The following is a 13,618-nucleotide window of genomic DNA, read 5'->3' as shown; positions in this document are numbered from 1 at the left end:
GAAATCAGTACCAACTGTAGAGACTGGAATGTTTACGGGTACGATTGGATTGGCAATGGGGTTGTTTTGAGAATAAAGTGACGGGAGGGCTTCGCATGCGGCAGCGCGCACGCGCCTCAACCAATAATAATAAGTTTTAGGATTAATGTCATGATCAGCACACCACGCAGAGATCGTTTGTCCACTACTGCGACATTCTCGGACAATCTCAGTCCATTTGTTTAATCGATACTGGTTAGTAACTTCCCTGGTATTCAACTCTAAACCTCCCTTTGGAGTTTTTCGAACGAAGTCGAAAAACTCTACAAACTCCAATTAAGGGAATTGTCTCAAAGACTGAGGGAGGTTTCTATACACTAACTTATTAGACGCTTACACTCAAAACGTGTACCTTCCCTCCAAGATGTTTCATCTGTAACCTCTCCGCCGAAAAGGTATATGCTTTTTGCAGTTGGCGAAAACTTATCTAACCGATTGATATTATCCACTTTTGTTCCCATAGTTCTAAGATTAGGTTAGTTTATTTTTCTAATTTTAAACCCAATTGAAACGTACCGAATACCAACATACCTAGAACCCCGCTTTCCAATGCTTTCAGCCATTCAAAGGCCATCATGAATCCAACAGAAAAACCGAAAAAGAGGACAGTCAAAATAATTTGTATGGAATTTTCATGATTGATCAACATCTGGTGCAATATATTAAATTGTTGGTTCATAATCCAAAAACTCCTCTACCAAGTGTGGAAGTCGTATTAAATGCTCCTTTTGTTTACATTCTAGCTGAAAGTAACCTAAATGATTTAATTCTTTAATCAATTTCTTACAGGGTCCCAATTCCTTCTCCATCAAAGAAATGATTATGGGATAATCAATGGAGAACATATGCTCATTTTGCTGATCCGCCATCCAGTATATTCCGAGAAGCATAAGGAATTGCTCCCAATTAAGTCTTTGGGCAAAAACTTCGAGAACTAACCTTCCAGGAAATAAAAAGGTGCCATATTTCAGGAAAGCAGGTGCCTTTTCCTCAATAAGTTTGCTATTTAAGTCAAACTGCTGCCACTTCAGCATTTGCTGTAAATAAATCATTGAACAGAGCTTTCGAGATTCTTTCGGTAAAGGATGCACTATGAAATAAGAGGGTATGAATATTACACTGGGAATTCGAAGCATGTGATTATATTCTGCAACCATGTTAATTCTCTTCTAAGAAGTGCACGTTGTCGTACCCAGTTTTTAAAAAATGAAACATTACATCTAGTGGCTTGTCATCTGCTGCAATACGAAAGCTTGTTTGAAAACGTTCATCCGATTTAATCAGATCATAGTAATATGCTGTCATCTTATAAACGGAATCTTCTTTTGGAAACAAGGAGATTTTATTCAAATGTAGAGGATGCCGTTCCTTTAATTCAACTATAACATCTTCCTCATAGACAGCACGCAATAATTGATGATCTTGATTATTGATAATAAGAAATAGGTAGGTTACTTCTTTATCGCGTAGTTTTACGTATTGTTTATCAGTCAGCATGTAGAGCCCTTCGTAATTAAACCAAAACATTTCACCCTGTGTATCTTCCAAGACAACTTTGGCAATCCTGATAATCTTAGAATGGATCAATTAACACACCTCATTTATTTGTAATGTAAAGTTTGGGAAATATAGTTAATTGAGAGTTATTAATACAGTAATAATAACCCATAAACATTATAAATGTAAATAAAATATATATATATGGGGATTAAAATGTTGCAAACTCTCTTCTATCTTTGTTTATGAGGTGTTTATTAAATGACAAAAGCTTATAACAAAGATGATAATGATTTATTATTTGCTGTTGGTCAACAAATACGTTATATTCGAAAAATGAATAACTTAACTCAAGAACAATTAGCTGAAAAAGCTGGTATAAAAACGTCTTACATAACAGGGATAGAAAACGGGAAAAGGAACACTTCCCTAGCCACTTTGAATCGGCTTACAAATGCTTTGGAGATTCATCCAACACAACTGTTTCAGTACCAGAATATTGAGCCTGTTAGTGGAGATAAGTTTCAGACAATTAAACAAATACAATCATACCTAGCCAGTAGGAGTGAGGAGGAAATCAATTGGGTACTAAAAATAACTAAAGAAACAATGGAAACATTTGATCGTATTAGAGAAAGCAGTATAAAATAAGTTACGCATTCAGAATATTTTTTGCGTATCGCTTTCTGTGCATGTCTAGCGGTTTGTTCATTTCAAACGGTTGTGCAAAGTGTTGCGATTTCTACATTCAGTGAATAGTCATGCGAAATGGTAAACCATAATATACACTTTTATTGGAACGACACTCAAAGTAGTAAGCAAGAGACAAGGGTTAACATATTGTCCCTTGCTGCTGGTCCATATCTGCCAAGACGCAGCCAAACAATCCTAATCCAAAGCCCCTCTAGTCTCTTACCAACGGCCTCATAATGACCTTGGATACAAATTGTAACCGTCAAATCCCTTTGAACACTTTTCGATAAATCAGATTGAACACTTTTTAGCTGAAGATAGTTTACCGATGATTAAGCCGATAACTAACCCCTTGCAACTGAATGATCTCACTTTTATGTAGTATGCGATCCAGAATAGCTGTCGTAATTGCCGGGTCGCCGAGAAGGTCTCCCCAGTCTTCGGGTCCTTTGTTCGAGGTCAGAATGATGGGTGTTTAATTATATAGTTTGTTGATTGGAAGAACAGGTTGGCTTCGTGCCGATCCATCGCCAAAAACATGAGTTCGTCTATGATTACAAGATCTGAGCGGTAGATATGTCTCATTTTGTACTGGGAGGCTCTTGAGATCGCCTCTGTCTTCAGCAGATGGATCAGACCGTCCATTGTGATAAAACTAACCTTATGTCCTTTCTTTAGGGCTTCAACGCCCAGCCCGATCGCAAGATGGGTTTGCGATACCTCGTAAACTCGTATCGCCATGGCAATTTAGCCTATCATGCCCGCCCCTCCATGTAAAGCCTTCCTGTGCTACTGTGGTTTTGGTAAAACCCATTTACACAAAATAATTTACACTCCCTATATGCACAAGTTAGCTTTTAAATCGATTACACGAGTTAATCTATATTCGCGTCAGTTTTACTCATACACACAAAACGATCACATTTTTCTTATATAATTTTATTTAGATCAAAACACTCGAAGATCATGAGGTCCTATGTACAGTTTTTTTAGCGAAATCAGTTCTTGGTTAAGTGCTCCTTTTGCCCATACTGCCCGTACTTCTAATATTGCCTTCTTGGCAGCATTATTTTTCGGATTTGCCGGCTCCGTTGCGCCTTGTCAATTGACCGCAAACCTAGGCAGTATTACTTATTTCGGCAATAAATACATGCAAGAAAAGTTGGCCGGTCTCGAATTTCTTCTTTATTTGCTAGGGAAGATCATGGTTTTTTCCCTTTTTGGGATGATGTTTTGGCTATTTGGCAATAGCATCTCCATTGATTCGATTCCCGTTTTTGTTTATGCCCGCAAGTTGGTCGGCCCTTTGCTAATTTTTATGGGGTTGTTTTTTCTGGGAATCATAAAGTTGCGCGGCGGTTTCGGGTTTAAAATTTCTGACGCTGTGAAAAATATGGGCGAACGAGCTGGAAGGAAAAGCGGTGCGTTTTTGCTTGGGGTGGCATTTTCACTAGGATTCTGTCCGACGATGGTTCTGCTGTTTTTCGGCATGGTGATGCCGCTGGCTGTGCAGTCGACTTATGGTATTTATTTTTCGCGATTGTGATCGGGTTTGGTTTGGATCGGACGATCTTAAAAAAAGCCAGACAATGGGGACGTATTGTTTATAAAGTATCCGGGGCATTTTTAATTCTACTGGGTATCAGTGATACGATTACGTATTGGGGGCTCTAATCAAGATTTGATAAGACCTTCATATTTTCAACATATTTTGAAGTAAATTAGGGATCGAGGGAATGCCAATGCCAAAAATACATGCGCTAGTCGTTGATGATGAATGGAATATGCGAAACCTTTTACGCATTTACCTAACCAAGAGTGGTTTTCAAGTTTCAGAAGCCAGTAACGGCCATGAAGCACTTGCGTTAATTGAACAACAACCATTCGATTTAATTTTGCTGGACATCATGATGTCCGGTATGGACGGGTGGGAAGTGTGCAAACGAATTCGTAAAACGAGCCAAACCCCTATTTTAATGCTGACGGCCCGTACTGAAACGAAAGACAAGGTACAGGGACTTAATATGGGGGCCGACGATTATTTGGTGAAGCCGTTTGAACCGGAAGAATTGATCGCGCGCGCATTTGCCTTGCTGCGGCGTAGCAGTATGGCCGATGCCACCGAAATTCGTCCTGCAGCCATCGTTTATCAGGACTTGCAAATCGATCCCGATGCTAGACAAGTGATGGTCAAGGATCAGATGATTGAGCTTACCCCCAAAGAATTTGACCTGCTGCGTTTTCTGGCACAGAATCCGAACCGGGCGTTCACGCGGGAAATCTGTTTAGACCAGGTTTGGGGCAGCGATTATTTCGGGGATACGCGCACCGTGGATACTCACGTGAAAAATATACGGGAAAAGTTACGCGCTACAGGACTGTCTTATGTGCCGATTCAAACCGTATGGGGCGTGGGGTATAAATTCCATCCGGTCGAGGATTCCAAATGAATGTGAACCGGATCGTCATCAAACTGGGCTCCACGATGATTTTGCTGTTTCTGGTCGTCCTCCTTCCATTGGGCTATGTGATTAATCAAATTTTTTCAGGTTTTTATTACAATCAGGTGCAGCAGCATATCGAGCGATTGGCTGCGCGGTATGCGAATGAGGTCGCCACCAGTCGGAGCACCATGACCGTTAATATGATCGAAATGATGTCGTCATTTTCGGATGTGAAAATGATGGTCGTCGATGCGGAAGGAAAAGTTATGGCAAATTCCGGCGTTGCTTGGAAACCGCAGAGCTCACCCATTCCGGAAGAAGAAATGCAGGAATTGATAAGAGGAAGGGCACTTGAAATGGAAATGGTCGACCCTGGATCAGGCGAACGTTTCCTTGCCTCCGGCCAACCGATCATTGTTGGACAACACTTTTACGGCGCAGTCTATGTGCTGTCCTCTGTTAATGGAATTGATCAATCCCTGCAAAAAGTAAGGCAATCACTGATTCTATCAGGTATAGGGGCTTTTTTCCTCGCGCTCGGCTTTACCTTCGTCCTTTCCCGTAAACTTTCGGACCCGTTGGTTCGCATGGAGACGGCGACGCGTCGGATTGCCCAAGGGGACCTGAACACCCGGGTTCAGATCCCTTCGAACGATGAAATCGGCTCTTTGGCCAAAGCCATCAATGATTTGGCGGTTGATCTGCAGCGGTACCGTGATACGCGAAGGGAATTTTTTGCGAATATTTCCCACGAACTTCGGACCCCCATGACGTATTTGGAAGGCTATGCAAAGGTGTTACGAGACGGGTTGTACGAGACGGAGGAAGAGAAACAGAAATATTTGGACATTATCCATCAAGAGTCGATTCGGTTAACGCATATGATTCATGATTTATTTGAATTATCGAAGATGGAGGAAGGCAAGATCATCCTTCACATGGAATGGATCGATTTGACCGAAGTCATGGATCATGTCATTCAAAAAGTGAAGCCAAAAGCAAAAAGTAAGGGACTGGATATTCGCGTGGAACAACCGGATCGGCTACCGCTGGTGTACGCCGATGGCCTACGAATGGGGCAGGTGTTTATGAATTTGCTAGACAATGCGATCCGTTATACGGAAACGGGCACGATTCAGGTGCAGCTCAGGCAAGAGCCTAGCCATGTGGTTACGATCGTGGAAGACAGCGGGATCGGCATTCCCCCAGAGGAATTGCCTTCTATTTTTGAGCGCTTTTATCGGGTGGAAAAATCGCGTTCCCGAGAACATGGAGGTACCGGGTTAGGACTTGCTATCGTCAAGCAGCTGGTGGACATGCAGGGCGGAACGATTCAAGTATCCAGCGTGTTAGGAAAAGGCACTCGTTTCGAAATTACACTTCCGATTGGAGGGGATAGCCAGTGAAATGGATCGAGTGGGTCATTGCCATATCCCTTGTGGTGATCGGTGTATCTTGTTTAACAATGTCGGCGACGTCCATGATGAATCCTGCTACAGTGAATCCGTATCTATACAACTTATTGCGTATATGTATGTGGATCGGCATTCCGGCTCTAATCGCGGGATTATTGTATCTCATATTCAAGAGAAAAAAAGGGGATCCGAAATGAAAAAAGTAATGAGCAAAATTTATCCGCTCATGTTCGCGGCAATGACTGTCTTTCCGGCTCAAATTTTTGCACATGGAACGGAAGAGGAACATCAAAGGGAAAGCCTGCTTGGGAATTATGTTTTCTTTGGCATCGTAATTTTATTCCTCATCCTTCTACTCAGCTTTATTCTTATCAGCAAAAAGGTGAAGCAGCTAAACAATGCAAAAAATGAAGCAGACCGGGCAAAACGGAAGCAGCTCGCCAAAGCGGCTAAGGTATTCAAATGGACGGCGATTGGCGCATTCGTGGCTGTACTCATCAGCGGGTTCGCCGTTCTAAGCGGAGGGTCCAAAACCACTGCAGAAACAGAAGCCCAGCAGTTGAAAGAGGTCACGATGGAGCATGCGCATGGGATGAGCTACTCTCCTGACGGGAACAAGCTTTTCTTTGCCGTTCATGACGGTCTTCGTGTTTACGAAAAGGATCAATGGCTACTTCCAGCCGGTGAAAAGCATGATTACATGGGTTTTTCCATGGTGGATGACGGGTTCTACAGCAGTGGGCATCCAGCACCAGGTTCGAACAAAAAAAATCCTTTCGGCATTGTTAAAAGCACAGATGAAGGAAAGAGTTTTGAAGCGCTTGCCCTTTATGGCGACATTGACTTTCATGGCATGAGTGTCGGCTACAAATCTCACACCATCTATGTTTTCAATCCTGAACCGAATGCCAAAATGAAAACGACCGGGCTCCACTATTCAACCGATGAAGCAAAAAGCTGGACGAAAACGGCAATGAAGGGCATGGAAGGACAGCCCGTGGCGCTTGCGGTACACCCGACCAATGAGGCGGTGGTGGCCGTGGGCACGGAAAAAGGTGTATTTGTGTCGAGAGATTACGGACAGCATTTTGAACAAATCGGACCTACCGGGCAAATTACTGCTTTGTTCTTTAATGCACAGGGCAGCTTGTTTGTAGGTGGGATAGACAATAAATCGGCAACATTAATCCGTATGGACATCGATGCGAAACAAACCGGGAATATCAATATCCCAGCTATAACCGAAGATGCCATCGCCTTCATCGCACAAAATCCGGTGAATGAACAAGAGCTCGCCGTCATGACGTTCAATAAAGATGGATATACCTCATCAGACGGTGGCAAGCGTTGGACGAAAATTGTCGATCAGGGAAAGGGCACATCCACACAAAAATGAGGAAAGGGAGTGGTGCACATGATGGCGGATGATGGGACCGGGTTGGAGCCTCTTTATGATGGTGTTCTGGATTCTGATCATTGGGATGGTCATTTATGCCGTATTGCTGCTGGTGTCTAAAACGTTTCAGAAAAAAGAAGATCCGGCACTGAACATTTTGAAAGAACGGTTTGCCCGGGGAGAAATGGACCAAGACGAATTTGAACGGAAAAAGGCGGCATTAACCGGCAAATAAAACTTCATTGCCCCCTCATAGAATCATCACGTTTTCAACACATCTATGAATTAGACTATCCTTGTAAGAACAAAATATGGAGGAGGAGAATTAGCATGAAGAACAAAAAAACGTTGTTGATGGTTTCGTTTGCTCTTGCAGCGGTTTTGGTTGTGGGGCAAGGGGTGTTTGCCGCAAATGACAATAACATCGCCAACGGCAATATGAGCAACATGATGAACGAAAACAGCATGTCGGGCATGACGCAGATGATGGGGAACGAAAACATGCGGAAGATGATGAGTGCCATGAACTCCCCCGAAGGACAGGAAATGATAAGCGCATGCAGCACGTTTATGGATTCTTACGATGATAAGAAGAGAGATTGAACACAAAGTGCACATTGAGGGCAGAATAAGCGTCGAGGAATATGCGGTAACAAAAGCCGCGTTACTGCAAGAATGAAAATATATAACGCCAGTAGATCCCGGCATTTCCGGATACTGGCGTTTCAGTTATATTGGGATTATCTGAAAAGCGAGGGAGGAAGATCGATGAATTGGTTACAGTTGCTTGCTTTTTTAGCATGCCCTTTGATGATGCTCTTTTGTATGAAGGGCATGTTCGGTGGAAATAAAAATAAGAAAACGGGTGCGGTAAACACCTCTGTTTCTCAACAAGAGTCTCAGCAACTGCAAATTAAGATGGCGGATCTCATGGAACAAAACCATAAACAGATGAAGGAAATTGAGGATTTGAAGGCCAAGCAGTCAAACAACGTGGTCCAGCTCGCCGATGAAAGATTGTCAAAATGGGAAATATCCTAATCATTTTTTAGGATGCTTAATAACAGCGATGGGGTCTAGCCTCGTCGCTTTTTTGTTGCAGGGGCTACGGGATTTCGATTCAATTGGTGGAACTTCATCATTTCAACACAGATTCCCCACGTTTTGAACAAAACCTTTTTTTATAGTCATTGTTATTGATCATCAAGCGGTGGTCGCAAGGTTATGGAGACAGCAATCAACATTAGGGAGGGGATAGTCAGGGGGAATGCTACTTCATATGTTTCGATTCACAGAAATCGTACCACGTATATGTAAAACTAATCATTCAAAACAGAAGGGGTAACTTTTATGCAAATGAGTCATTTTATGCAACTACTTGGTGCAAATCATCCTTGGAATCTCATTATTTTTATGGCCATTCCGATGCTCATGATTGAAACGATCGCTGTTACCGAGTTTCACCTTATTTTTAATCGTAAAACTAGCGGTACTGTAAAGTTAATTAATAAGTTTTGCAGTATCTTCTTCGGATTTTATTTCACTGGCATTTCAATTTATCTCATGTTCAATGCAGTCATTCCGGTTACCCTTACCGGCGGTTGGCTAGGTTGGGTGGATGCAGCTGCGGTCATTATCAATGTGACAGGAATGTTGTTCACGCTTCCGCTGGCCTTGTTGGAATTAGGATTGATTTATAAGAAGAAATCAGCGGATCAAAAGCTGAAAGTTCATTTTATGCTGGTCAGCGGTTTCCTTATTATCGGCCATGTCGCTATGGTTCTAGGAATGGTTGATCCTGGTGTCATGAATCCGATGCCGATGAACGATAACATGGATATGAAAATGGACATGGAAATGTAAGCTACAGGTTCAATCATCAATGTTACGCTAAAAGTAAATGTGAAATTTCAACAAAGGAGAAACTGTTCATATGACGAATTATATGTCACTGATCATGGCAAACCAGCCATGGAATCTCATTATCTTTCTCGCCATTCCCATCCTGATGATTGAAGCCATTACCATTATGGAATTTTTTATTGTTTTTAAGCGTCAAACCAGCGGTACCTTAGTGCGGATCAATAAACTTTCTTCTATCTTTATTGGTTTCTATTTTACGGGCATTTCGATTTATCTCTTGAATACGTTAGTCATTCCACTTAGCCAAACAGGTGGATGGTTGACGTGGGTGGATGTCGTCGCGGTAGGGTTTTATATCATTACTCCGGTATTCCTTCTCCCTCTTGCACTTATGGAACTAGGACTCATTTTTAAACAGAAAACAGAGGAAAAACGGATAAAAATTCGTTTTGGGCTTATTAGCGCGGCTATCGTTGTCTTCTGTCTGATCGCAATGCCTTTCGGAGCGCTTAAGCCAAGTATGTTCAGTAACTCAACGGGGAGCGATAAGATGAACACGCAGATGGATATGAAAATGGATATGAAGATGGATCAACAGATGGACATGAACATGGATATGCAAAAATAAATCAATTCACTCGAGAAATTGATGGCTGTAATTGAAACGACCGCTATAAGCGTCCCGATTCGGGGCGCTTTCAGCATGTATTGGGCCGGACCCCATCTATTATTGTTCAGTACTACTGTTCAGCTTTACTGAATTTTCAAGGGTTGCCACGTCTCCGTATTTACTCCGTTCGCTGTTTGTAAGGCTGCTCACTTCAAATGGACGCAAAGGAGTCTTATTTTCCACACAGTTTCATCACATCTTTGCGCTAAAATCGGGAATGATCTTTGAGCTCTTTTGGAACATTGCAGGTGGGCTTCATATAAATAGAGGGGTGTCAAACATGATTCTAAACTCGATGCCATGGCAATGGAAATGGCTAGTAATCGTATCCGTTGTCGTTTTTTGTTTTGCTTATTTCTTTCCTGCAACGACGCAAGCACATTCCACTTTGGAGAAAACATTTCCTGCGGCTGGCGCCATCGTAGATAAGTCTCCTGCAAAGGTAGAACTTTGGTTTGAAGATCCCGTCATCGTCCACTCCGAATCCATCCAAGTGGTTGATGAAAAGGGAAATGAACTGCAACGGGGGAAACCATTTACCGATACTGAAGATCCGCGGCATATTATCTTATTTGTCCAGGAGAATCTTCCAGCGGGCGCTTATACGGTACAATACAATCTGATTGCTTTGGATGGTTTCGTCATTAGCGATCAGTTCAAATTTTTGGTCACAGAGTCAGAGGCGACCACCCAAACCGAAGATGAGTTTCGTTTAGTTAAATCGAACCCGATGGACGGGGAAATAGCTACTGTCGCGCCTGCACAAATGGATCTTTGGTTTTCGCACCCGGCCAAGGTCAGTGCGTTTGGGATTTTTGGTAAGGATACGAATGTTGTCACCAAGGAACCGTGCGCGGATTCCGCAGACCCCCGGCATATCATTATTCCTTTGGAGACGTCACCGTCTCCGGGTACATATCAAGTGACCTGGTATGCAGCTCCGCTCAATCCCGATGGCACAACGAACCAACGTGAATTCTTGGGGGTATTTTATTTTTCCGTAGGTGAAGTGACTTCCCTCGTGTCGAACCAGGACATCACGTTACCTCCAACCTTCAAAAATCCATTAGGTGTTAAGCATGCAGCGCATGAACTCACATTTCTTGGATTATTGACACTCGTTGGCGGCACTTGGTTTCAGGTGATCATTGCAGGAAAAATGGGGAATTACAGGCCATGGACAAAGGTTTCTTGGTTGTTATACGGCTCCAGTGTGTTGGGGCTGCTCTTACTGATTATCGTAAGGCGCTTGGAACTTGGCAAAATACCGCTGTCCGAGTTTATGTCGTTACAGTTTGTCTGGATTCCTATTGTGCAAATCATCCTCTTGTCGATCAGCACCTTCCTGCTGCGCAATAAACTACAGCTTGTAGGCTTGGTGGCTGCGGTTTTACTCTGGCCATTTTCAACCGGCCATTCCACCTACCCGCGTTATGGGGGATACTTCGCTGTGGGTATGGATATGGTCCACTTGCTTGCCATCTCGGTCTGGATGGGTGGATTATTGGCCCTTTTAGTGATGATTCCAAAAGATAATTCATTTTCCTGGCTGCAGCAGGCCGGCAGCAAATATGCCAAATGGGCGTTTTGGGCTATTATTTTACTCATTTTGACGGGCATTGGCATGACGCTTCAATACGTCCCATCTTTTACGGTGAGCAGCCTGATGGTTAGCGATTGGGGCAAAGCCATATTAATCAAGGTCCTACTGGTGTTAGCCATTGTCGCACTCGCGTATTGGCAGCGCCGCGGGTTGCAACGAATGTCCGAAAAAGCAATGAAGGCTTTGGTGCGCAGGGGAGTAATCGAACTCCTATATGCAATGCTTATTATTTTCGCAGCTACCGTACTCATTGAATCCTCGCCAAGCGCGGCAAGTCAGGGAATTTTCCCAAGCAGTAGCGTACAGCAAGATTTGAAAGTGAGTGTCGATATCTCTCCGCTCAGCCTGGCAACGAATGATATTTTTCTGCGTTTTGATGACAAACCTGCTTTAAAGCAAGTGAAAGTGAAATTATTTATGCCTCCGGATTGGACAAAGGAAAATACGGCGTTTGATCTCGGCGACGGCATGTATAAATTGACTGGAAACTATCTGCACGCTGCAGGCACGATTGATATGGAAGTGGAAGCCTGGAAAGCGGATGGCAGCAAGGTCGTTTTTCCCTTCCGCGTTGTCGTACCCGGCGAAATGCGGATGTATGAATAGTGGATCGATCATATGACCACATAAAAGATTTTCAGTAACATTAGGGCCATACTATGTTAGTTTGGAGTTGTTATTTGTGATCAAACGTCTCCTTTTCGCTTATTCATGCCCATTCTCCGATTGAAAAAAGGACTCCTGAAACGGATGCCCTTTTGGAACACGCGCCCAGCCAAAGCGATCTATACTTTGAAAGAAGTTCCGATTCATCATTAAGAAGTGCCTAACCGACACGCTACCAAAAGCTCTTGCACCCGTTTAATAGGGTATGACGCAGCTGCTCTATTACTCGAGTTCATGTTGTATAAATTGCAGTATTCTGAGGTCATTGTGCGCGATCTTTTCGGATTTAATTTTGTATGGACGCGATCATACAGATTGTATTGGTTGCCATTGGTTACGTTCTTATAACTAACACCATTTTGAGTGAATAAAAGTTCTTGACCCTGTACTATGGTACAGGGTTTATACTTTATTACGGGGTGAGAAAAGATGAAATATCGTACAGGAGACATTTCCAAACTATGCAACGTCAATAAGGAAACACTGCGTTATTATGAACGAAAAGGATTGATTCCCGAACCTGTAAGAAGTGATGTAGGTTATCGACTGTATCCCGAAAACACGAGGGACAGATTAATGTTCATTAAGCGAATGCAGGAGCTTGGTTTCACACTCTCCGAAATTGATAAATTGCTTGGCATTGTGGATAAAGAAGATGTTAGATGCGCAGACATGTATGACTTTGTTGTCGAAAAACTGCAGGACGTTCAGCAAAAAATTAAAGACCTTCAACGAATCGAAACGATGTTATCTAATTTAAAAAAGCGTTGTCCTGATGAAAAAGCGATTCATGAATGCCCCATCATCGAAACATTAATTCGTTAGATTATTCCTTTGCTTGCTGGTACAACATTTGGGACTTATAGCGCGTTCATCAAACAACCGCTGGGATAATTTTCGGAAGCCTCTTTTCCTTTTCTTTGTTCATGATGTTTAAACGAATAGGGAAACAAGAGAAAACCGGGAAAACTAGCGCAGCGATAGATTGTTGCAGTATTCCAAAGCAAAAATGAGGTGTATTGAAGAAGGAAAAAATGTCGAGTTTGGCCACTGTTTTTAGCGCTTTTGTGATGTCGGGTTGTTGCCTGGGTCCCTTAATTTTAATCCCCCTTGGATTAACAGGGTTTGCAGGAACACTCGCGATTTTCGCTACAAAGTTCCAATCGGTGCTTATGATTATTACTGTCGTTCTTCTAGCGATCTCTTTTTATTATGTTTATGGACGGCAATGCAAAAAGAAAAGTACGATTATCACGTTATGGATTTCGACTGTTTTGGTGTTGGGCATGTTTACTTATACCCTTTTGGCTAAGGGATACGTTTAAGGAAGGT

The 13,618-nt window shown here is 42.8% G+C and carries 17 protein-coding genes and 1 pseudogene; 13 read left to right on the top strand and 5 right to left on the bottom strand.

The features are described from left to right. The 4 genes from tnpA to FKP33_RS19175 all read right to left on the bottom strand — a co-directional run. The coding region (gene tnpA, locus FKP33_RS19190) for an IS66 family insertion sequence element accessory protein TnpA (protein WP_141336108.1) at nt 1-258 on the bottom strand (258 nt) is incomplete at its 3' end. 262 nt (nt 259-520) lie between these two features. Beyond that, nucleotides 521-718, bottom strand: coding sequence for a hypothetical protein (locus FKP33_RS19185; protein ID WP_141336107.1), 198 nt, complete (start codon nt 716-718; stop codon nt 521-523). Next, the gene (locus FKP33_RS19180) at nt 702-1,196 is read right to left on the bottom strand and encodes a hypothetical protein (RefSeq protein ID WP_181410216.1); all 495 of its coding nucleotides are present in this window, start codon (nt 1,194-1,196) and stop codon (nt 702-704) included. Before FKP33_RS19180 ends, FKP33_RS19185 begins: the two co-directional genes overlap by 17 nt. Nucleotide 1,197: 1 nt before the next feature. Beyond that, nucleotides 1,198-1,626: a hypothetical protein gene (locus FKP33_RS19175; RefSeq protein ID WP_141336105.1), complete on the bottom strand. Its 429-nt coding sequence runs from the start codon at nt 1,624-1,626 to the stop codon at nt 1,198-1,200. 171 nt (nt 1,627-1,797) lie between these two features. Here FKP33_RS19175 and FKP33_RS19170 point away from each other — a divergent pair, with 171 nt between their 5' ends. After that, entirely contained in the window at nt 1,798-2,187 is a 390-nt protein-coding gene (locus FKP33_RS19170) for a helix-turn-helix domain-containing protein (RefSeq protein ID WP_141336104.1), read from the top strand. Nucleotides 2,188-2,551: 364 nt separating this feature from the next. Here FKP33_RS19170 and FKP33_RS29495 read toward each other — a convergent pair. Further along, nucleotides 2,552-2,949: pseudogene (locus tag FKP33_RS29495) on the bottom strand (ATP-binding protein); the annotation flags it as partial. 256 nt (nt 2,950-3,205) lie between these two features. Between FKP33_RS29495 and FKP33_RS19160 the strand changes: the two are divergent. The 12 genes from FKP33_RS19160 to merT all read left to right on the top strand — a co-directional run bounded on the left by FKP33_RS19160 (nt 3,206) and on the right by merT (nt 13,611). Further along, the gene (locus tag FKP33_RS19160) at nt 3,206-3,775 is read left to right on the top strand and encodes an urease accessory protein UreH domain-containing protein (protein ID WP_196427004.1); all 570 of its coding nucleotides are present in this window, start codon (nt 3,206-3,208) and stop codon (nt 3,773-3,775) included. A gap of 196 nt (nt 3,776-3,971) precedes the next feature. Further along, nucleotides 3,972-4,679 (top strand): response regulator transcription factor, encoded by a 708-nt coding sequence (locus FKP33_RS19155; RefSeq protein WP_174351125.1) that lies wholly within the window; start codon nt 3,972-3,974, stop codon nt 4,677-4,679. Further along, nucleotides 4,676-6,079 (top strand): sensor histidine kinase, encoded by a 1,404-nt coding sequence (locus FKP33_RS19150; RefSeq protein ID WP_141336102.1) that lies wholly within the window; start codon nt 4,676-4,678, stop codon nt 6,077-6,079. Before FKP33_RS19155 ends, FKP33_RS19150 begins: the two co-directional genes overlap by 4 nt. Nucleotides 6,080-6,281: 202 nt before the next feature. Beyond that, nucleotides 6,282-7,484 (top strand): F510_1955 family glycosylhydrolase, encoded by a 1,203-nt coding sequence (locus FKP33_RS19140; RefSeq protein WP_141336100.1) that lies wholly within the window; start codon nt 6,282-6,284, stop codon nt 7,482-7,484. 55 nt (nt 7,485-7,539) lie between these two features. After that, complete coding sequence (locus FKP33_RS19135; RefSeq protein WP_230876382.1) at nt 7,540-7,719, top strand: SHOCT domain-containing protein; 180 nt, start codon at nt 7,540-7,542, stop codon at nt 7,717-7,719. Between the two features lie 95 nt (nt 7,720-7,814). Continuing rightward, on the top strand, nt 7,815-8,087 hold the full coding sequence (locus FKP33_RS19130) for a hypothetical protein (protein WP_141336098.1): 273 nt from the start codon (nt 7,815-7,817) through the stop codon (nt 8,085-8,087). Between the two features lie 165 nt (nt 8,088-8,252). Then, complete coding sequence (locus FKP33_RS19125; protein ID WP_141336097.1) at nt 8,253-8,525, top strand: DUF2933 domain-containing protein; 273 nt, start codon at nt 8,253-8,255, stop codon at nt 8,523-8,525. A 309-nt stretch (nt 8,526-8,834) separates the two neighbouring features. Beyond that, nucleotides 8,835-9,347, top strand: coding sequence for a DUF6803 family protein (locus FKP33_RS19120; protein ID WP_141336096.1), 513 nt, complete (start codon nt 8,835-8,837; stop codon nt 9,345-9,347). Between the two features lie 70 nt (nt 9,348-9,417). Next, a complete protein-coding gene (locus tag FKP33_RS19115; RefSeq protein ID WP_196427005.1) occupies nt 9,418-9,975 on the top strand; it encodes a DUF6803 family protein in 558 nt (185 codons plus the stop codon). Between the two features lie 322 nt (nt 9,976-10,297). Beyond that, nucleotides 10,298-12,226: a copper resistance CopC/CopD family protein gene (locus tag FKP33_RS19110; RefSeq protein WP_174351127.1), complete on the top strand. Its 1,929-nt coding sequence runs from the start codon at nt 10,298-10,300 to the stop codon at nt 12,224-12,226. Between the two features lie 489 nt (nt 12,227-12,715). Next, nucleotides 12,716-13,111, top strand: a complete 396-nt coding sequence (gene merR, locus FKP33_RS19105) for a mercury resistance transcriptional regulator MerR (RefSeq protein WP_141336094.1) — start codon at nt 12,716-12,718, stop codon at nt 13,109-13,111. A 209-nt stretch (nt 13,112-13,320) separates the two neighbouring features. Next, nucleotides 13,321-13,611 (top strand): mercuric transport protein MerT, encoded by a 291-nt coding sequence (gene merT, locus FKP33_RS28580; RefSeq protein WP_181410215.1) that lies wholly within the window; start codon nt 13,321-13,323, stop codon nt 13,609-13,611. Nucleotides 13,612-13,618 lie beyond the last annotated feature (7 nt).

It is taken from the genome of Paenibacillus sp. tmac-D7 (genome assembly GCF_006519665.1).
Lineage (GTDB): Bacteria > Bacillota > Bacilli > Paenibacillales > NBRC-103111 > Paenibacillus_G > Paenibacillus_G validus.
This window is presented reverse-complemented; position numbering and strand designations above follow the sequence as displayed.